At 67.2% G+C, this 19,854-nt stretch carries 15 protein-coding genes and 4 pseudogenes; 11 read left to right on the top strand and 8 right to left on the bottom strand.

The genetic code is table 11. The annotated features are described in order from the left end of the window. Positions 1-17: 17 nt before the first annotated feature. Complete coding sequence (locus tag NCCP436_RS14855) at positions 18-413, bottom strand: NUDIX domain-containing protein (protein ID WP_220804750.1); 396 nt, start codon at positions 411-413, stop codon at positions 18-20. A 511-nt stretch (positions 414-924) separates the two neighbouring features. Continuing rightward, positions 925-1,824, bottom strand: a pseudogene (locus tag NCCP436_RS14850) (ribonucleotide-diphosphate reductase subunit beta); the annotation flags it as partial. 2 nt (positions 1,825-1,826) lie between these two features. On the opposite strand from NCCP436_RS14850, the pseudogene NCCP436_RS14845 reads away from it, so the two are divergent. From NCCP436_RS14845 to gpmI, 7 genes and pseudogenes are all read left to right on the top strand, one after another. After that, positions 1,827-2,657, top strand: a pseudogene (locus NCCP436_RS14845) (maltoporin); the annotation flags it as partial. A gap of 183 nt (positions 2,658-2,840) precedes the next feature. After that, a pseudogene (locus NCCP436_RS17685) lies at positions 2,841-3,125 on the top strand (D-hexose-6-phosphate mutarotase); the annotation flags it as partial. A 792-nt stretch (positions 3,126-3,917) separates the two neighbouring features. After that, positions 3,918-5,366: a pyruvate kinase gene (gene pyk, locus NCCP436_RS14835; protein WP_220804749.1), complete on the top strand. Its 1,449-nt coding sequence runs from the start codon at positions 3,918-3,920 to the stop codon at positions 5,364-5,366. Between the two features lie 8 nt (positions 5,367-5,374). Then, a complete protein-coding gene (locus NCCP436_RS14830) occupies positions 5,375-5,542 on the top strand; it encodes a hypothetical protein (RefSeq protein WP_177432040.1) in 168 nt (55 codons plus the stop codon). Beyond that, positions 5,535-6,833, top strand: a complete 1,299-nt coding sequence (gene eno, locus NCCP436_RS14825) for a phosphopyruvate hydratase (RefSeq protein WP_220804748.1) — start codon at positions 5,535-5,537, stop codon at positions 6,831-6,833. The genes NCCP436_RS14830 and eno overlap by 8 nt, the downstream gene beginning before the upstream one ends. A gap of 4 nt (positions 6,834-6,837) precedes the next feature. Continuing rightward, a complete protein-coding gene (locus NCCP436_RS14820) occupies positions 6,838-8,463 on the top strand; it encodes an NADP-dependent glyceraldehyde-3-phosphate dehydrogenase (RefSeq protein WP_220804747.1) in 1,626 nt (541 codons plus the stop codon). A 9-nt stretch (positions 8,464-8,472) separates the two neighbouring features. Further along, the gene (gene gpmI, locus NCCP436_RS14815) at positions 8,473-9,999 is read left to right on the top strand and encodes a 2,3-bisphosphoglycerate-independent phosphoglycerate mutase (protein ID WP_220804746.1); all 1,527 of its coding nucleotides are present in this window, start codon (positions 8,473-8,475) and stop codon (positions 9,997-9,999) included. Positions 10,000-10,042: 43 nt separating this feature from the next. On the opposite strand, the gene NCCP436_RS14810 is transcribed toward gpmI, so the two are convergent. Then, the gene (locus NCCP436_RS14810; protein WP_220804754.1) at positions 10,043-10,903 is read right to left on the bottom strand and encodes a MurR/RpiR family transcriptional regulator; all 861 of its coding nucleotides are present in this window, start codon (positions 10,901-10,903) and stop codon (positions 10,043-10,045) included. 182 nt (positions 10,904-11,085) lie between these two features. Between NCCP436_RS14810 and zwf the strand changes: the two genes are divergently transcribed. The 4 genes from zwf (at position 11,086) to NCCP436_RS14790 (ending at position 14,933) form a co-directional block, all read left to right on the top strand. Continuing rightward, positions 11,086-12,555, top strand: coding sequence for a glucose-6-phosphate dehydrogenase (gene zwf, locus NCCP436_RS14805; RefSeq protein WP_220804745.1), 1,470 nt, complete (start codon positions 11,086-11,088; stop codon positions 12,553-12,555). After that, positions 12,542-13,255 (top strand): 6-phosphogluconolactonase, encoded by a 714-nt coding sequence (gene pgl, locus NCCP436_RS14800; protein WP_220804744.1) that lies wholly within the window; start codon positions 12,542-12,544, stop codon positions 13,253-13,255. The genes zwf and pgl overlap by 14 nt, the downstream gene beginning before the upstream one ends. 1 nt (position 13,256) lies before the next feature. Continuing rightward, positions 13,257-13,928 carry a bifunctional 4-hydroxy-2-oxoglutarate aldolase/2-dehydro-3-deoxy-phosphogluconate aldolase gene (locus tag NCCP436_RS14795; protein WP_259651506.1) on the top strand — a complete coding sequence of 224 codons (672 nt, stop codon included), beginning with the start codon at positions 13,257-13,259 and terminating at the stop codon, positions 13,926-13,928. 141 nt (positions 13,929-14,069) lie between these two features. Beyond that, complete coding sequence (locus NCCP436_RS14790; RefSeq protein ID WP_220804743.1) at positions 14,070-14,933, top strand: aldo/keto reductase; 864 nt, start codon at positions 14,070-14,072, stop codon at positions 14,931-14,933. A gap of 4 nt (positions 14,934-14,937) precedes the next feature. Here the strand turns inward: NCCP436_RS14790 and arsJ are convergent, their stop codons facing one another. The 5 genes and pseudogenes from arsJ to malE form a co-directional block, all read right to left on the bottom strand. Further along, positions 14,938-16,143 carry an organoarsenical effux MFS transporter ArsJ gene (gene arsJ / locus NCCP436_RS14785; protein ID WP_259651505.1) on the bottom strand — a complete coding sequence of 402 codons (1,206 nt, stop codon included), beginning with the start codon at positions 16,141-16,143 and terminating at the stop codon, positions 14,938-14,940. A 148-nt stretch (positions 16,144-16,291) separates the two neighbouring features. Next, positions 16,292-17,296: an ArsJ-associated glyceraldehyde-3-phosphate dehydrogenase gene (locus tag NCCP436_RS14780; protein ID WP_220804742.1), complete on the bottom strand. Its 1,005-nt coding sequence runs from the start codon at positions 17,294-17,296 to the stop codon at positions 16,292-16,294. Positions 17,297-17,326: 30 nt separating this feature from the next. Beyond that, complete coding sequence (locus NCCP436_RS14775) at positions 17,327-17,683, bottom strand: metalloregulator ArsR/SmtB family transcription factor (protein WP_125881647.1); 357 nt, start codon at positions 17,681-17,683, stop codon at positions 17,327-17,329. A gap of 7 nt (positions 17,684-17,690) precedes the next feature. Continuing rightward, positions 17,691-18,090 (bottom strand): annotated as a pseudogene (locus tag NCCP436_RS14770) (arsenate reductase ArsC). Between the two features lie 394 nt (positions 18,091-18,484). Further along, positions 18,485-19,729, bottom strand: coding sequence for a maltose/maltodextrin ABC transporter substrate-binding protein MalE (gene malE / locus NCCP436_RS14765; RefSeq protein WP_220804741.1), 1,245 nt, complete (start codon positions 19,727-19,729; stop codon positions 18,485-18,487). Positions 19,730-19,854 lie beyond the last annotated feature (125 nt).

Here is a 19,854-nt window from a genome sequence, read left to right as displayed (position 1 = left end):
TTTTTTTCATTCCGGGCTCAGGGCCAGATCAGTGGCAACACCTGTTCGCGTACCAGTGGGGCGAGGGTTTCAGGCAATGTTTCGCCCGGCGCCAGCCAGTGCAGCTCCTCCAGTTCGGCAGCCGGACTGACGGAGTGGGGCAGGCGGGCACTGAACAGACTGGCCTCCACCCGGCAACCGGGTTCATTGGCAGCCTGGGCTTCGAAACGGCCAAGGGAGCTCAGGGCGCTGGCAGGCAGTTGCAGCTTGAGCTCTTCCTCCAACTCGCGCTGCAGCGCAGTGAGGGTGTCCTCGCCTGGTTCCGGCTTGCCGCCGGGCAGCATCAGGGCAAGGGTATTACGCTTGCGAACGAGCAGGAGCCTGCCTTCGGCATCAAACAGGCAGGCGGCGGAAATGGTGATTTTGCTGGTCATCTGTTGTCTGGTGGAGTGGTTGAAGTCGTGAAGATTGTGGCGCAATAGGCTTCAGTCATCTTGCCTAGGCATCCGGCAGATTCCTTTCTACGCAGCTGGTTCAGCCGAACATGCCGGTGGACAAGCTTCGCGTTGTCCACCCTACGTCCTACTCGCTGCATTCCCGTGCGTAGCGTGGGAACGATCAGGCTGGCAAGCAACTCGGAGCGCAAGTCCCTGTCAGGAGGCTGAGTGCGTAGGGTGGATGGCCGAAGCCATCCACCATCCAGGTTTCGCGTTAGCCAATGGTGGAAAAGCCTTCGGCGTTTTCCACCCTACAGGGCTGTATTCCCGCGCGTGGTGCAAAAAACACCAGGCAACTCGGAGCCTGATTTGTAGTGATCAAGACAGTATGTCGTTGGAGAAACTAGAAGCCCCGCACTAGGCGGGGCTTCTAGTTTTCTCGCTACCCCGAACATCCGTACTCAGGTAAAGCGCTTTCTAATCTGTCCTAACGGTCTAGACTCAGGAGTCAATCCCAGCTCAACGCTCCACCCGTCTGATACTCGATCACGCGGGTCTCGAAGAAGTTCTTCTCCTTTTTCAGGTCCATGATCTCGCTCATCCACGGGAACGGGTTGGTAGTGCCCGGGTATTCTTCCTTCAGACCGATCTGGGTCAGGCGGCGGTTGGCGATGAACTTGAGGTAGTCCTCCATCATCGCGGCGTTCATGCCCAGTACTCCGCGCGGCATGGTGTCACGCGCGTATTCGATCTCCAGCTGGGTGCCCTGCAGGATCATCTGGGTAGCTTCGTCCTTCATCTCGGCATCCCACAGGTGCGGGTTTTCGATCTTGATCTGGTTGATCATGTCGATGCCGAAGTTCAGGTGCATGGACTCGTCACGCAGGATGTACTGGAACTGCTCGGCGGTGCCGGTCATCTTGTTGCGGCGGCCCATGGAGAGAATCTGGGTGAAGCCGCAGTAGAAGAAGATGCCTTCCAGTACGCAGTAGTAGGCGATCAGGTTCTTGAGGAACTGACGATCGGTTTCCGGGGTGCCGGTCTGGAAGGTCGGGTCGGAGATCGAGCGGGTGTACTTCAGGCCCCAGGAGGCTTTCTTCGCCACACTCGGGATCTCGTGGTACATGTTGAAGATCTCGCCTTCATCCATGCCCAGTGACTCGATGCAGTACTGGTAGGCGTGGGTGTGGATCGCTTCCTCGAAAGCCTGACGCAGGATGTACTGGCGGCACTCGGGGTTGGTGATCAGGCGGTAAACGGCCAGCACCAGGTTGTTGGCCACCAGGCTGTCGGCGGTGGAGAAGAAGCCCAGCGAGCGCTTGACGATGCGGCGCTCGTCTTCGGTCAGGCCATCGGTGCTTTTCCACAGCGCGATGTCGGCGTTCATGTTGACCTCTTGCGGCATCCACCGGGCGCCGCTTCTACAAGCGTAACGACATCCATATCAGCGACTTCTACTACTGGAACCAGAGCGCCACCGGCGCCGGTATCGAGGACTTCGAGTACGGTGGGCTGAAGTACAGCTACGCCTTCTCGCGCAAGGACAGCTACTTCCAGGAGCCCTACATCAACCGTCACGACTTTAACGTCGGCGGCTTTCAGGTCAACCCGGGCGGCGAGCTGGAGTTCGGCGTCAGCTACATCGACAAGCCCGACAGCACCGGCGCCCACAGCGGCTGGGCGGTCACCGCGCAGCACAAGCAGAGCGATTTCCTCGGCGGCAAGAACACCTTCGCCCTGCAGTACGGCCGCGGCCCCGGCACCGGCCTGGGCTACACCGGCGACGTCGGCCTCGACCGCGACAACAAGAGCTGGCGCCTGGTCGAATACTTCGACTGGCAGGCCACGCCGCGCCTCGGCGGCCAGGTGCAGTTCGTCTACCAGAAGGACAAGCGTCCGGACGGTGCAGACCAGAACTGGCTGTCCGTCGGTGGCCGCACCAGCTACGCCTTCACCGAGCAGTTCAAGCTGGTCGGCGAGCTGGGCCACGACCAGGTCGATGCCACAGACGGCACGCGCAAGCTGACCAAGTTCACCATCGCCCCGACCTGGTCGCCGTCCGGCCCCGGTTTCTGGGCGCGTCCGGAGTTTCGTCTGTACTACACCTATGCCACCTGGAACCGCGCGGCGCAGCAGGCGGCCAACCAAATGGCGGCCGGCTCGGCGCTGTCCGACAGCGGCGCCTTCGACACCGCGCGCCATGGCTACAACTTCGGCGTGCAGGTGGAGCACTGGTGGTAAGCGCCTCGCGCCCGCTCGGCGCCGCCACAGGCGGCGCCGAACTGCATCCCCTGGCCGAGCTGTTCGCCGAGCCCGGCCAGGCGCGTCAGCGCTGGACGGTGCGCCAGGGGCGCGAGCTGCTGTTGCTCGAACACCGCCTGTTCCAGGCGGCGTTCAGCCGTCAGGGCGCGCGCCGACTGCCGCCGGCACGGCGAGCTGCGCATCGAGGACGGCTGCCACCGCATCTTCCGCCACACCGGCGTGCTGCAGCTGCAGGATCTGCCCTGGCAGCGGCGCCTGGCCATCGACACCCGCGGCGGCGCCAACAGCGTGGTCTGGCACCCGGGCAGTCGCCCGCTGACCGATGTCGGCTGGAACGAGAGCCTGGGCTTTCTCTGCGTCGAGGCCGCCAGCTGCGGGCCAGACAGCCTCTGCCTGCGGCCGGGGGAGGAGGGAGTGTTGAGCTTGCGCGCGGGGTTGGCCGGCTAGCGACCGCCTAGCTGGCTAGCGGCGGTGCGCGCGTATGCAAAAGGTTTATCGCCGAAGCTCGTATAGGTGTCGCGGGGCCGCCTGGGGTGTGCGCACCAGGCACTCGATTATCGGCGCGGCGCCGCGAACCGGTGCGTCATGCGCACCGGCCCATCACTGCCGAATCGTTGGATCGGCTCCTCATCCGCCGGATAGCGGCTGGCGGTCAGGCTTTCCTTGAACTGGCGCAGGCGGGTGCCGCCCGGCGGTCCCACCGTGAGCGGCACATTGTGCGTGTCGCGTCGCTGGTTCGTTCGCGGCAAGGCGTCTGACGACCGCAGCGCCGCCGGCTCTTCGCGCCCCCCGACGCTCGGGTCGATAGCGCCCCCAGAGGACGCCCGCTACCGGCTGACGGCGCCTGTGATCTGCCGTTCGCGGGTTGCCGGCAAAGGCGCGACTGAGGTCATGGCAGCGTCGCGCTCGCGCAGCGCGCGCTGGGGCGCCGCTATTTCACCCTTTGCCGGTGCCGCCGACGATGGGGGCGAGTGGATGTTTATGTTGTTTTTATTACTACATTTTTTCTTGATTGCTCTGAATTTTAGGAGTATCAATTGAAAATATTCTTAAGTTAACCACTTTTCTGTCCGCTGCAGCTTGCCTCGGGTTCGATCTGGCGGGTGGCGCGCGGGCTCGGCGGGTGGTGGTCATGCGGGGCTGGCGGGCACTTGTGTCGGCTGCCGCGTGAACGGCTTGTGCCTAGGCCGATTCCGGTCCCTGTCCTGTATGCAAGCAGGTCTTTATGAGGGTTGAACTGTGCAACGAAGAACGAAAATAGTGGCCACCCTGGGCCCGGCCACCGAGAGCCCCGAGGCGATCGAGGGGCTGGTGCTGGCCGGTGTCGACGTGGTGCGCCTGAACTTCTCCCACGGTAGCGCCGCCGAGCACATCGCCCGGGCCGCCCTGGTGCGCGAGATGGCGCGCAAGCACGGGCGCTTCGTCGCCGTGCTGGGAGATCTGCAAGGGCCGAAGATCCGTATCGCCCGCTTTGCCGCCGGCAAGGTGCGGTTGTCCAAGGGCCAGGTCTTCGCCCTCGATGCAGCACTGGACAAGCAGTCCGGCGACGAGCAGGCGGTGGGGATCGACTACGAGGCGCTGATCGGCGACAGCCGCCCCGGCGACATCCTGCTGCTGGACGACGGCCGCATCGAGCTGGAGGTCAAGCGCGTCGAGGCCAGCCGGCTGCTCTGCGAGGTGCTGGTCGGCGGGCCGCTGTCGAACAACAAGGGCATCAACCGCAAGGGCGGCGGTCTGTCGGCGGCGGCACTGACCGACAAGGACCGCGAGGACATCCTCACCGCCGCCGAGATGCAGGTCGACTACCTGGCGGTGTCCTTCCCGCGAGACGCCGCCGATATCCAGCTGGCGCGCCGGCTGCTGCGCGAGGCGGGCGGCGAGGCCGGGCTGATCGCCAAGATCGAACGCGCCGAGACGGTCGCCGAGCTGCAGGTGCTGGATGCGATCATCGAAGCCTCCGACGGGGTGATGGTGGCGCGCGGCGACCTCGGCGTGGAGATCGGCGATGCCGAGCTGGTAGCGGTGCAGAAGCTGATCATCGAGCGCGCCCGCAGCCTCAATCGAGTGGTGATCACTGCGACGCAGATGATGGAGTCGATGATCAGCCAGCCGCTGCCGACCCGTGCCGAGGTGTTCGACGTCGCCAACGCCGTGCTCGACGGCACCGATGCGGTAATGCTCTCGGCCGAGACCGCGGCCGGTGCCTATCCGATCGAGACGGTCGAGGCCATGCGCCGGGTCATAGTCGGGGCGGAGCGGCACCCGCTGGCGCATCGCTCGCGCCATCGCATGGATGAGGTCTTCCACAAGATCGACGAGTCGATCGCCATGGCGGCCATGTACGCGGCCAACCACCTGCACGGGGTCAAGGCGATCATCTGCATGACCGAGAGCGGCGACACGCCGCGGCTGATGTCGCGGATCCGCTCGCACCTGCCGATCTACGCCTTCTCGCGCAATCCGCGCACCCAGAACCGGGTCGCCTTGTTCCGCGGGGTGCAGACCATCCCGTTCGACAGCGAGCGCCTGCCGCTGGCCGAGATCAACGCCCGCGCGGTCGACGAGCTGCTGCGCCGCGGCGTGGTGGCCGACGGCGATCATGTGCTGATTTCGCGCGGCGACCATGCCAATGCCCAGGGTGGCACCAACTGCCTGCGGGTGATCCGCGTCGGCGACGACGTTTGCTAGGAGTTCCCATGAATACGCCTCTTCAGTCCGGTGGCCCTGTGCCCGCCGGCGAATTCGAGTGGCCGCGCGACTTCGATTTTCGCGAAGCCTATGCCGAGCAGCGCGAGCTGCTCGCCGCTGCGCCCGTCGAGCCAACCCCTGCAACCCTTTCCCCGGAGAGCGAAGGCAATGACTGACACCCGCATCCAGCAAGTGACCGCTCGCGAGATCCTCGACTCGCGCGGCAACCCGACCGTCGAAGCCGTGGTGACCCTGGCCGGCGGCGCGGTCGGCATCGCCAGCGTGCCGTCCGGTGCCTCCACTGGCAGTCGCGAGGCGCTGGAGCTGCGCGACGGCGGCGCGCGCTACCTGGGCAAGGGCGTGCAGCGCGCGGTGGCCAACGTCGACGGCGCGATCCGCGAGTGCGTGCTCGGCCTGGATGCGCTGAACCAGCGCGAGCTGGACGCGGCGATGATCGCCCTGGACGGCAGCGAGAGCAAAAGCGCGCTGGGCGCCAATGCCATCCTCGCGGTGTCGCTGGCCGCTGCCAAGGCCGCTGCCGCGGCGCTCGGCATGTCGCTGTACGAGCACCTGGCGGCGCTGTACGGCCAGCCGGGGCGGTTCAGCCTGCCGGTGCCGATGATGAACATCATCAATGGCGGCGAGCATGCCGACAACAACGTCGACATCCAGGAGTTCATGATCCAGCCGATCGGCGCCGGCTCCTTCGCCGAGGCGCTGCGCATGGGGGCGGAGGTCTTCCATACGCTCAAGCAGGTGCTCGGCGAGCGCGGCCTGAGCACCGCGGTGGGCGACGAAGGCGGCTTCGCGCCCTCGCTGGCGTCCAACGAGGAGGCGCTGGTGGTGATCGCCGAGGCGGTGCGCCGCGCCGGCTATGAACTGGGCAAGGACATCAGTCTGGCGCTGGACTGCGCCGCCTCGGAGTTCTACCGCGACGGTCGCTACGTGCTGGCCGGCGAGGGCAAGAGCTTCGACTCCGCCGGCTTCGCCGACTACCTGGCCGGGCTGTGCCAGCGCTACCCGATCGCCTCGATCGAGGACGGCATGGACGAGAGCGATTGGGATGGCTGGGCCTACCTGACCGAGAAGCTGGGCAAACGCGTGCAACTGGTCGGCGACGACCTGTTCGTCACCAACAGCCGGATTCTCAAGGAGGGCATCGATCGCGGCATCGGCAACTCGATCCTGATCAAGTTCAACCAGATCGGCAGTCTCAGCGAGACCCTCGATGCCATCCGCATGGCCCAGGATGCCGGGTACACCGCGGTGATCTCGCACCGCTCCGGCGAGACCGAGGACACCACCATCGCCGACCTGGCGGTGGCCACCTGCGCCGGGCAGATCAAGACCGGTTCGCTGTGTCGTACCGACCGGGTCGGCAAATACAACCAGCTGCTGCGCATCGAGCAGGCGCTGCAAGGTCGTGCCGCCTATTGCGGCGCTTCGATCTTCCCCCAGAGGAGCTGACGCCATGAGCGCTGCCAACCGTCTCGATCGCCTGTTTCCGGCCCTGGCCGAGATTCCCGAGCAATACCGCCCCGGCGCGCCCATCGAGCAGCGCGACTACCTGGTCGATGGCCAGCTGCGCACCTGGGAGGGGTCGCTGGCACCGGTGCGCAGCCCGGTGTTCCTGGCCACCGCACAGGGCGACGAGCAGGTGATCCTCGGCAGCACGCCGCGGCTCGACGCCGAGGCGGCGCTGGCCGCCCTGGACGCCGCGGTGCGTGCCTACGCCAACGGTCAGGGTGCCTGGCCCAACCTGCGCGTGGCCGAGCGCATCCAGCACGTCGAGGCGTTCCTGGCGCGCATGCGCGAGCAGCGCGAGGCGGTGGTCAAGCTGCTGATGTGGGAAATTGGCAAGAACCTCAAGGACTCGCAGAAGGAGTTCGACCGCACCTGCGACTACATCGTCGACACCATCGAGGCGCTCAAGGCGCTGGACCGTCGCTCCAGCCGCTTCGAGCTGGAGCAGGACACGCTCGGCCAGATCCGCCGGGTGCCGCTGGGCGTGACCCTGTGCATGGGGCCCTACAACTACCCGCTGAACGAGACCTTCACCACCCTGATCCCGGCACTGATCATGGGCAACACCGTGGTGTTCAAGCCGGCCAAGTTCGGCGTGCTGCTGATCCGCCCGCTGCTCGAGGCGTTCCGCGACAGCTTCCCGGCCGGGGTGATCAACGTCATCTACGGCAGCGGCCGCGAGACCGTCAGCGCGCTGATGGCCAGCGGCAAGGTCGACGTGTTCGCCTTCATCGGTACGCACAAGGGCGCCAGCGACCTGAAGAAGCTGCACCCGCGCCCGCACCGCCTGCGCGCGGCGCTGGGCCTGGACGCGAAGAATCCGGGCATCGTGCTGCCCGAGGTCGACCTGGATAACGCCGTGAGCGAGGCGCTGACCGGGGCGCTGTCGTTCAATGGGCAGCGCTGCACGGCGTTGAAGATCCTCTTCGTGCATGAGGATGTGGTCGACAGCTTTCTCGACAAGTTCAGCGCCGGGCTGGCCGCGCTCAAGCCGGGCATGCCCTGGGAACCCGGAGTCGCCCTGACGCCGCTGCCCGAGCCGGGCAAATGCGAGTACCTGCAGACCCTGCTGGCCGATGCCGTGGCCAAGGGTGCGCGGGTGGTCAATGCCGACGGCGGCGAGTCGCGCCAGTCGTTCTTCTACCCGGCCGTGCTCTACCCGGTGAGTCCGGCCATGCGCATCTATCAGGAGGAGCAGTTCGGCCCGCTGGTGCCGGTGGTGCCCTACCGCGACCTGCAGACGGTGATCGACTACGTGCTCGACTCCGACTACGGCCAGCAGCTGAGCATCTTCGGCAGCGACTCGGCCCAGGTCGGCCGGCTGGTCGATGCCTTCGCCAACCAGGTCGGCCGGATCAATATCAATGCCCAGTGCCAGCGCGGCCCGGACAGCTTCCCGTTCAACGGTCGCAAGAACTCGGCCGAAGGCACCCTGTCGGTGCACGACGCGCTGCGCGTGTTCTCCATCCGTACCCTGGTGGCGACCAAGTTCCAGGACGGCAACAAGGCGCTGGTCAGCGAGATCATCCGCAACCGCGAATCGAGCTTCCTGACCACCGATTACATCTTCTGAGAGGCACCGATGACCACCCGAACCCTGATCATTCTCGACGGCATCGGCCTGCGCCGGGAGGTCGAGGGCAATGCCCTGGCCGCGGCGCGTACGCCGACCCTGGACGCACTGTTCGCTCACTATCCGCACGGCCGCATCGCCACCTCGGGCCTGGCGGTCGGTCTGCCCGAGGGGCAGATGGGCAATTCCGAGGTCGGCCATATGAACCTCGGCGCCGGGCGCGTGGTGTACCAGAGCCTCACGCGGATCAACCGGGCCATCGCCGATGGCGAGTTCGCCGCCAATCCGGCGCTGGTCGAGCTGCTCGACGGCGCGCGGCGCCGCGGTGGTGCGGTGCACCTGCTCGGCCTGCTGTCGCCGGGCGGGGTGCACAGCCACACCGAGCAGATCATCGCCGCTTGCCGGGTGCTGGCCGAGCGCGGCATCGAGCGCTTCTACGTGCATGCCTTTCTCGATGGCCGCGACACCCCGCCGCAGAGCGCCGGGCCCTTCATCGCGCGTCTGCAGGCCGAGCTGGATGCGCTGGGCAAGGGGCGCATCGCCTCGTTGATCGGTCGTTACTACGCGATGGATCGCGACAATCGCTGGGAGCGGATCGCGGCGGCCCACCGTCTGATCGTCGAGGGGCGCGGCGAGTTCCGGGCGGCCACGGCCGAGGCCGGGCTGCAGCAGGCCTATGGCCGCGGTGAGTCGGACGAGTTCGTCCAGGCTACCGGCATCGGCGAGGCGGTCGCGCTGGCGGAGGAGGATGCGCTGATCTTCATGAATTTCCGGCCCGACCGGGCGCGGCAGCTGTGCCAGGCGCTGGTCGATCCGGCCTTCGACGGCTTCGCCCGCGCGCGCCTGGTCGACAAGCGCCGGCTGCTGACCCTGACCCGCTATTCGCAGCAGCTGGACGGGCCCTGCGCCTTCCCGCCGCAAAGCCTGCGTAACAGTCTGGGCGAATACCTGGCCGGGCTCGGCAAGACCCAGCTGCGCATCGCCGAGACGGAGAAATACGCCCACGTCACCTTCTTCTTCAACGGCGGGCGCGAGCAGCCATTCGCCGGTGAGGAGCGCATCCTGATCCCGTCGCCGGACGTCGCCTCCTACGACCTGCGGCCGCAGATGAGCGCGCCCGAGTTGACCGCGCGTCTGGTCGAGGCGATCCGGGATCGGCGCTTCGATCTGATCGTATGCAACTACGCCAACGGCGACATGGTCGGCCATACCGGTAGCTTCGATGCGGCGGTGCGCGCCGTGGAGGCGCTGGACGCCTGCCTGGGCGAGGTGGTCGAGGCGACTCTGGCAGCCGGTGGCGAGTGCCTGATCACCGCCGATCACGGCAACGTCGAGCAGATGTGCGACGCCGAGTCGGGTCAGGCGCATACCGCGCATACCCTCAATCCGGTGCCGCTGATCCTGGTCAGCGGACGGGCCGGGCAGTTCGCCCTCGGGGATGGCCGGCTGTGCGACATCGCGCCGACCCTGCTGGACTTGATGGGGTTGGCGCTGCCGGCGGAAATGGAAGGGCGGTCGCTGTTGCTGAAGGATTGATGGTCGCTGGGGCGTGCCTGCCGCCGAAAGGCGGATGATCGCCCTAGATCGGCTCCTCGTCCGCCGGGTAGCGGCTGGCGGTCAGGCTTTCCTTGATCTTGCGCAGGTGTGGCTGGAAATCCACGCCGCGGCGCAGGGTCACCCCGGTGGCGAGCACGTCGAGCACGGTGAGCTGAATGATGCGCGAGGTCATCGGCATGTAGATGTCGGTGTCCTCCGGCAGCGGAATGTCCAGGCTCAGGGTGCTGGCCTTGGCCAGCGGCGAGCCGGCGGCGGTCAGGCCGAGCACCGAGGCGCCGTTCTCCCGCGCCAGGCGTGCCACCTCCACCAGTTCGCGGGTGCGCCCGGTGTAGGAAATGATCACGAACAGATCGCCGGTGTGCGCCACCGAGGCGATCATGCGCTGCATCAGCACGTCGGAATGCGCCGACACCGCCAGGTTGAAGCGGAAGAACTTGTGCTGCGCGTCCAGCGCCACCGAGGCCGAGGCGCCGAGGCCGAAGAAGTGGATCTGCCGCGCCTGGATCAACAGGTCGACGGCGCGGCTGACCAGCTGCGCATCGAGGCTCTGGCAGGCGGTATCTAGCGAGGCGATGGTGCTGCCGAAGATCTTCCGCGTGTAGGCCTCGGGGCCGTCGTCGGCGGCCACCGCGCGGCTGACGTAGGCAGCGCCGCTGGCCAGGCTCTGCGCCAGCTGCATCTTCAGCTCGGGGTAGCCGTTGGCGCCGAACGAGCGGCAGAAACGGTTGACCGTCGGCTCACTGACGGCGGCGGCCTGGGCCAGCGCGGCGATGCTGAAGCGGGTGGCCTGCTGCGGATCGTGCAGGATCACCTCGGCGACCTTGCGCTCGGCCTTGTTCAGGTCGTCGAGGCGGCTCTGGATCTGTTCCAGCAGATTGCGCACGCGGTCCATGGGAAGTCCTCAGATTGGCGGTAAAGAAGGCTGGCCTATCCTACTGGTGACACCCGCTCGTCACCACCTCTGCGTAGGTTTTGGAAAAATGTTGTTGTTATTACAACATTTGTTCTTGATTTAACCGCTGTTACCCGGTATTTCTAGCGCATCTTGATAGAAGAACAAACATCATGGCCGCGATAAAGCTCGAATCCTGTACCTTTGCCCTGTTCGGCGCCCTCGGCGATCTGGCTCTGCGCAAGCTGTTTCCCGCGCTTTACCAGCTCGATCGCGCCGGTTTACTGCACGACGACTCCCGCATCCTCGCCTTGGCCCGCGAAGCCGGCGAGCCACAGCGCCATCTGACCGCCATCGAGCAGGCCCTGCGCCTGTACGTGCCGGCCAAGGAGCTGGAGGAGGGCGCGCTGGCGCGTTTCCAGGCGCGCCTGCACTACCTGACCATGGATTTTCTTCAGGCCGAGGACTACCTGGCCCTGGCCGAGCTGGCCGGCGCACAGGACCAGCTGGTCGCCTACTTCGCCACCCCGGCATCGGTGTATGGCGGCATCTGCGCCAACCTGGCCGCCGCCGGGCTGGCCGAGGGCACGCGGGTGGTGCTGGAGAAACCGATCGGCCACGACCTGGCATCCTCGCGTGCGGTCAACGACGCGGTGGCGCGGGTGTTCCCGGAGAACCGCGTCTATCGCATCGACCATTACCTGGGCAAGGAGACGGTGCAGAACCTGATCGCCCTGCGCTTTGCCAACAGCCTGTTCGAAACCCAGTGGAACCAGAACCACATCTCCCACGTGGAAATCACCGTGGCCGAGAAGGTCGGTATCGAGGGGCGCTGGGGCTACTTCGATCAGGCCGGGCAACTGCGCGACATGATCCAGAACCACCTGCTGCAGCTGCTTTGCCTGATCGCCATGGACCCGCCCAGCGACCTGTCCGCCGACAGCATTCGCGATGAGAAGGTCAAGGTGCTCAAGGCGCTGGAGCCGATCAGCGTCGAGCAGCTCGGCCAGCGCGTGGTGCGTGGCCAGTACGTCGCTGGCAGCAGCGATGGACGGCCGGTACCGGGCTATCTGGAGGAAGAGAATTCCAACACCCAGAGCGACACCGAAACCTTCGTCGCCCTGCGTGCCGACATCCGCAACTGGCGCTGGGCCGGCGTGCCCTTCTATCTGCGCACCGGCAAGCGCATGCCCCAGAAGCTGTCGCAGATCGTCATCCACTTCAAGGCGCCGCCGCACTACATCTTCGCCCCTGAGCAGCGCCAGCTGATCGGCAACAAGCTGATCATCCGCCTGCAGCCGGACGAGGGCATCGCCCTGCAGGTGCTGACCAAGGATCAGGGTCTGGATAAGGGCATGCAGCTGCGCAGCGGTCCGCTGCAACTGAGCTTCTCCGACACCTACCGCAGCGCGCGCATCCCCGATGCCTACGAGCGGCTGCTGCTGGAGGTGATGCGCGGCAACCAGAACCTGTTCGTGCGCAAGGACGAGATCGAGTACGCCTGGCAGTGGTGCGACCAACTGATCGCCGGCTGGAAGCAGCTCGGCGAGGCGCCGAAACCCTATACCGCCGGCAGCTGGGGGCCGATGGCCTCGGTGGCGTTGATCACTCGCGACGGGAGGAGCTGGTATGGCGATCTCTGATCTCGACCTACCGCCGGGCGTCAGCGCCCGCAGCCACGCCGCGGCCGAGCAACTGGCCGACGCCCTGGCCCTGCGCGTGGCCGAGGCGCTGCGCCAGGCCATCGACAGCCGCGGCAGCGCCACCCTGGTGGTGTCCGGCGGGCGCAGCCCGGTGGCCTTCTTCGAGGCCCTGGCGCAGCAGGCGCTGCCCTGGGCGCAGGTGCTGGTGAGCCTGGCCGACGAGCGCTGGGTGCCGGTCAACCACGCCAGCAGCAACGAGGCGCTGGTGCGTCGTCATCTGCTGCGTGGCGCGGCCTCCGAGGCGAAGTTCCTCGGCCTGTACCGGGTTGCCGGCAGCCTGGAGCAGGCGGCGGAGCTGGCCGATGCGGCCTTTGCCGAATTGCCGCCGATCGACGTGCTGGTGCTCGGCATGGGCGACGACGGCCACACCGCCTCGCTGTTCCCGGACAGTCCCAATCTCGACCAGGCGCTGCGCGCCGACTGCCCGCGCCGGGTGCTGCCGATGCAGGCGCCGAGCCAGCCGGCGCAGCGCCTGACCCTGACCCTGCCGCTGCTGGCCGGCGCGCGCCTGCCGCTGCTGGCGATCCAGGGCCAGGCCAAGCTGGCCACCCTGGCCGAGGCGCTGGCGCCCGGCGAGGTGGCGAGCATGCCGATCCGCGCCTTCCTGCATTCCCCTCTCGAAATCTATTGGTGCCCCTGACATGACCAGCCCCAACGAAGGCCAGCGCGCGCGCATGGCCGAACACATCGCCGAGATCGACCGCATCTGCGCTCAGGCGCGGATCATGCCGGTGATCACCATCGCCCGCGAGGCGGATATCCTGCCGCTGGCCGACGCCCTGGCCGCCGGTGGCCTGCGCGTGCTGGAGGTGACCCTGCGCTCCGAGCACGGCCTGGAGGCGATTCGCCGCCTGCGCGCCGAGCGCCCGGAGCTGTGCGTCGGCGCCGGCACCGTGCTCGACGAGCAGATGCTGGCCGCCGCCATCGATGCCGGCGCGCAGTTCATCGTCACCCCGGGCAGCACCCGCGAATTGCTGTTGGCCGCCCTGGACAGCCCGGTGCCGCTGCTGCCGGGGGTGAGCAGCGCCTCCGAACTGATGGTCGGCTACGCCCTCGGCTATCGCCGCTTCAAGCTGTTCCCGGCCGAGGTGTGCGGCGGCGTCGCCGCGCTCAAGGCGCTGGCCGGGCCGTTCGGCGGCGTGCGTTTCTGCCCCACCGGCGGCATCACGCCGGACAACCTGCAGCGCTATATGGCCCAGCCCAACGTGATGTGCGTCGGCGGCACCTGGATGTTCCAGCGTGAGTGGGTCGAGCAGGGCGATTGGTCGCGCATCCAGCAGTGCAGTGCCGAGGCGTTGCAGTTGCTGAATTGATAGGGCGGCGGCGCTGGCTAGATCGGGCCACGGTCAATCGTCACGCGCCGCCACCGACCCGGTTGGTGCGCACGGCGCACCCGCTCCGCCACTATTTCCTGGGGTGCGCCGAGCGCACCACCGATTCCCTGGAATCCCCTTATGACCACATTCGCGCTCCAGCAGCCGCTGCTGCTGGGCATGATGCGCCTGCTCGAGTGTGCCGAACTGGCCACGCCGCAGGCGCTGCTCGGCTTTATCGAGCGTTGCATCGAGCGTGGCCTCAACGGCTTCGACCACGCCGATATCTACGGCCTGGGCGAGTGCGAGGCGCGCTTCGGCGCGGCGCTGCGCCTGCGCCCGCAGCTGCGGGCGCACCTGCAGCTGATCGGCAAGGCCGACATAGTGCCGGCGGCGCAGGACGTTTCGCGCTGGCGGGTCAAGCACTACGACAGCAGCGCCCGCTACCTGACCCGGGCGGTGGAGGCCTCGCTGCAGCGCCTGGGCGTCGAGCAGCTGCACGGCTTCCTGCTGCATCGTCCCGATCCGCTGCTGCAGGTCGAGGAAGTGGCGCGGGCGCTGCAGGCGTTGGTTGAGGCCGGCAAGGTCGGCTGGATCGGCCTGTCCAACGCCGAGCCGCTGCACTGGCAGGTGCTGGGGCGCGAGTTGCCGCTGCGCTGCAACCAGATCGAGCTGTCGCTCGCCGCCCAGCAGGCGGTGTGGGACGGTCGTCTGCAGGCGCTGCAGGCCGACGGTCTGCAGGTGCTGGCCTGGTCGCCGCTGGCCGGAGGCCGTTTCGCCCCGGCGCTGCAGCAGGAATTGGAGGAAGTAGCCGCGGCGCTGCAGGCGACGCCAATGCAGGTCGCCCTGGCCTGGCTGCGCCGCCTGCCGGGGCGGCCGCTGCCGATCCTCGGCAGCCTGCGCGAGTCGCGCATCGAGGAGGCCCTGGCCGGCGCCGAGCTGCAGCTGGATGCGCCGACCTGGTTCTATCTGGCCGAGGCGGCGCGGAGTATGCGCGCGCCCTGACCCGCTAGGCGCGATGGCGCGGCAGGCCCAGCGAGATCAGCGCCGCCAGCAGCACGAAGGCGCTCGACAGCCACAGGCAGGCCGCCAGGCCCCAGCCCTGGAACACCCAGCCCGAGAGCAGGGTGCCGAGCAGCCGGCCCAGCGCGTTGGACATGTAATAGAAGCCTACGTCCAGCAACACGCCGTCTTCTTGGGCGTAGCTGACGATCAGGTAGCTGTGCAGCGAGGAGTGACCGCGAACAGCGCGCCGAACGCCAGCAGGCCGCCGATCAGCACCGTCTGTGCCGGCAGGGGGCTGTCCAGGCCGAGGGCGATGGCCGCCGGCAGGCCGGCCAGCAGCGCGGCCCAGACGCAGGCGGCGCGGCCGTCCGGCACCTGGCCGCTGCGCTTGCCGGTGATCGCCGGGGCCAGGCATCTGGACGATGCCATAGCCGATGATCCAGACGGCGAGGAAGCCGCCGACCCACCAGAAGTCCCAGCCGAACACAGTGGCCAGGTACACCGGCAGGGCCACCACGAACCACAGGTCGCGTGCGCCGAACAGAAACAGGCGGGCGGCCGAGAGGATATTGATCGCCCGGCTCTTGGACAGCAGGTTGCGGAACTTGGGCTTGGCCTTGGCCCTGCCCAGGTCCTGCTTCAGCAGCGCCAGGCTGGCCAGCCAGATGGCGCCGAGCGCCAGGGCCATGGCCAGCACCGCGCCGGCGAAGCCGAGCAGGGCGCCGCCAAGGAAGAAGCCGACGCCCTTGAGCGCGTTCTTCGAGCCGGTCAGCAGCGCCACCCAGCGATACAGCGTGCCTTGCCGGCTGTCCGGCACCAGCAGCTTGATCGCGCTTTTGGCGCTCATCTTGTTGAGATCCTTGGCGATTCCGGACAGTGCCTGCGCGCCCATTACCCAGGGCACCGTGAGCATGGCCGCCGGCACCGTCAGCATCAGCAGGGCGAGCACCTGCAGCGCCAGCCCCAGGTTCATGGTGCGGTTCAGGCCGATGCGTGCACCGAGCCAGCCGCCCAGCAGGTTGGTGACGACGCCGAAGATCTCGTAGAACAGGAACAACGCGGCGATGGCCAGCGGCGTATAGCCCAGGCTGTGGAAGTGCAGCACCACCAGCATGCGCAGCGCGCCGTCGGTGAGGGTGAAGGCCCAGTAGTTGCCGGTGACCAGCAGGTACTGGCGCACTTCGGGGGTGAGCCGGGCGAGGGCGTGCATAAGGTTATCCAGTAGGGTGTCGCGGGGCCGCCTAGGCTGTGCGCAACGTTGAGGAACATGGCCTGTGTGAGCGGCTGGGCGGCATTTCGCGTTAGCCGCGACTTGTGGCGCTCCGGTCGCGGCTAAAGCCCCTCCCACAAGAGCAGAGTCAGCTGGCCTGCCCGACCATGCGCGCCAGCTCCACGGCGCGGTTGGCGTAGCCCCATTCGTTGTCGTACCAGGCGTAGATCTTCACCTGGGTGCCGCCCACCACCAGGGTCGACAGCGCATCGACGATGGACGAGCGCGGGTCGCTGCGGTAGTCGATGGACACCAGCGGCCGCTCCTCGTAACCGAGAATGCCGGCCAGCGGGCCTGCGGCGGCGGCCTTGAGCAGGGCGTTGACCTCCTCGGTCGTGGTCGCGCGCTCGACCTCGAACACGCAGTCGGTCAGCGAGGCATTGGCCAGCGGCACGCGCACCGCGTGGCCGTCGAGCTTGCCGCGCAGTTCGGGAAAGATCTCGGCGATCGCCGTGGCCGAGCCGGTGGTGGTGGGGATCAGGCTCATGCCGCTGGCCCGCGCCCGGCGCAGATCCTTGTGTGGCGTATCGAGGATGCTCTGGGTATTGGTCAGGTCGTGGATGGTGGTGATCGAGCCGTGGCGGATGCGCAGGTTTTCGTGGATCACCTTGACCACCGGGGCCAGGCAGTTGGTGGTGCAGGACGCCGCGGTGACGATGCGGTGCACGGCCGGGTCGAACAGCTGCTGGTTGACCCCCATCACCACGTTCAGCGCGCCGGGCTCCTTGACCGGCGCGCAGACCACCACGCGCTTCACGCCCTGGTCCAGATAGCCCTGCAGCACGGCGACGCTCTTCATCTTGCCGCTGGCTTCGAGCACCAGATCGCAATCGCTCCAGTCGGTATTGGCGATGGCCTTGTTCGCGGTGACGGCGATGCGTTGGCCGCCGACTACCACACAGTCGCCGTCGCTGCCGGCCTCGTGCCGCCAGCGGCCGTGCACCGAGTCGAAGTTGAGCAGGTGGGCGTGGGTGGCGGCGTCGCCGGCCGGGTCGTTGATCCGCACGAACTCGAGTTCCGGCCAGTCCCAGGCGGCGCGCAGGGCCAGGCGGCCGATGCGGCCGAATCCGTTGATACCGACTTTGATGCTCATGGCCTTGGCCTCGTTCAGCAGGTGGGAAATTCAGCAGCAGGCGGCGCTGCGTTGCGGGCGCTCGCCCATGGCGGCCAGGCGCTTGCTGTCCGGGTTCAGCCAGTGGCTGTTGGCCGCCAGCGTGGCGTCGAGCACGGCGATCACCCAGTCCGGCAGGTGCGGGTGCAGGCGGTAGTAGACCCACTGGCCCTGGCGGCGGTCGGCCAGCAGGCCGCCGCTGCGCAGCTGGGCCAGGTGGCGCGAGACCTTGGGCTGGTTCTCGCCTAGGGCGCAGGTCAGTTCGCAGACGCACAGCTCCTCCTCGCGGGCGATCAGCAGCATCAGGCGCACCCGGGTGTCGTCGGCCAGGCACTTGAAGACGGTGGTGGGGGTGAGCAGTTCGGCCATGGCTACCTCAGCGCTTGGTCTTGACCAGCACGAACATCTTGATCCGCTCGTGGATCTCGTGCAGGCAGTGGCGGAATGCCTCGGGCTGGGTGCTGGTCACCGGGTCCTCGCAGTGCCAGGCCAGGCGCTGACCTTCGAAGGGGAGGTGCTGGCATTCCTGGCAGGCTGATGACGTACTCGAAGTCGTTCCAGTGGAAGGCGTCCAGGCCCTTGCTGTGCAGCCCTTCGGTGTTCACGCCGAGGTGCTGCAGGGCGGCGAGGGCGAGCGGGTCGACCTCGCCCGGCTGGCTGCCGGCGCTGTGCGCCTCGAACTTGTCCGAATCGGTGTGGCGCAGCAGGGCCTCGGCCATCTGCGAGCGGGCGGCGTTGGCGGTGCAGACGAACAGCACGCGGGTCTTGTAGGCCATCCCTGACGTCTCGTTTAGATATGGTTTGGTGAATATATGGATTTCCGTATGAAGGGTAAGGGCGTCACTGCCTTATGCACCTGCATAGGATCACCCAGGTTGCTGCTCTACCTGGCGGCAGCGCGTGTGTGATTGCCACGCCGTAATATTCGATTAATCGTATGTTTGTGGCCGTTCACGCATCCGTCATGCCGGCGGCGCTCGGTCCTGCCCAATCCGATTCCCGCGAGGAGCCTTGCTACGAGCAGACAAGGCTTGGTTCCGTTCTCACTGACGAAAGTGCGGGTTATTGCTGGGGGCCTGCCGTGGGGCGAGGAATCGGCGGCCGAGCGGACAAAAAAAGGCGGCCGAGGCCGCCCGAATGTCCCTGGAGGGGATTGGAGAGTGGGACCGCTCAGAGCGGCCCCGCCGTGGAGTCGGCAGTCGGGTAGTGGCGACGGCGCCAGGCCTGCACCTCGCCGGCGGCGCGCAGGCGTTGGGCGATCTGTTCCAGGGTGGCGGCGATCGGCTTCTCGCCCTTTAACATGGCGCCCAGACGAGAGCTGAACAGAGCCCAGAAGCGCTTCATCTCCGGGATGTCCGGCATGATCTCGCCGCTGGCGGCGGACTCGTAGGTGTGTTCGATCAGCGGGTCGTGGCGCAGCTCGGCCATGACCTCGTGGTTGGCCACCGCGCCCAGCGGTTTGTCGGCGTTGAGGCTGTGCAGGCCCTCGGCGCTGCTCAGGTAGTTCTCGACAAAGCGCTGTGCCTGCGTCTTGTGCGGGCTGTTGGCGTTGATCGCGGCGGCGAGGATGCCGACGAAGGGCCTGCCCCGGCGCGCGTCGTCGATGCCCGGTACATAGTCGATGGCGAAGTCGAGTCCGGCGTCGCGCAGCTCGTTCCACACCCAGGGGCCGTTGACGATCATGGCGATGCGGCCCTGCTTGAAGCCGTCCAGGGCGCTGGCGTAATCGTCGCCGGGTTCCAGCACGCCGTCGTCGAGCAGTTGCTTGAGTGCTTGCATGCCGGTGATGGCGCCAGGGGTGGCGACGCCGACATCGGCCAGGTCGTAGATGCCGCTCTGCTTGTGCAGGCTGTAGCCGCCGGCACCGGCGATGATCGGCCAGGAGAAGTACAGGTTTTTGTAGTCCCAGGCGATGGCGCGCTTGCCCTGCGTGCGCAGGCGCCGGTCCAGTGCGGTGACCTCGGCGAGGCTGCGCGGCGCGCTGGCAACCAACTCGCGGTTGTAGAGCAGGCTGACCACCTCGGTGGCCAGGGGATAGCCGAAACGCTGGGTACCCACGGTCAGCGCTTCCCAGGCGAAGCCGGGGGCGCGCTGCAGGGCCTCTGCGCTGGGCTGGAGCGGCTCGAGCAGGCCGTTGTTGATCCACGAGCCGAAGCGATCATGGGCGAAGATGACGATATCCGGGCCCTTGGTGGTGGCGGCGAACTTGTCGTACTGGACGGCGAGGTCGTCCGGGGTGGCGACCCTGACCGGCATGCCGCTGTCGGCGGTGAAGCGCTGGCCGATCTCGGCGAGGCCGTTGAAGCCCTTGTCCTGGCCGATCCAGACGGTCAGCACGTTCTTCTCGAAGGCCAGGGCTGGCCAGGGGGTGGTGCACAGCAGAATCAGTGTCGCGAGCCTTATTGTTGTTCTCATATCGACCTCTGGTTGGGCGGTCAGTCGTCAAGCCTGCCCGCCTCTGTAGGAGCCGCGCCCCGCGGCGAATGCGCGGGACGGCAACCCGGAGCCAGCACAGCTTCGCCCCGGGGCGGGGCTCCTAC

Source organism: Pseudomonas sp. NCCP-436 (assembly GCF_019656335.1).
In the GTDB taxonomy this organism is placed as follows: Bacteria; Pseudomonadota; Gammaproteobacteria; order Pseudomonadales; family Pseudomonadaceae; genus Aquipseudomonas.
The sequence above is the reverse complement of the archived record's forward strand: the minus strand, read 5'-3'. Positions and strand labels throughout refer to the sequence as shown.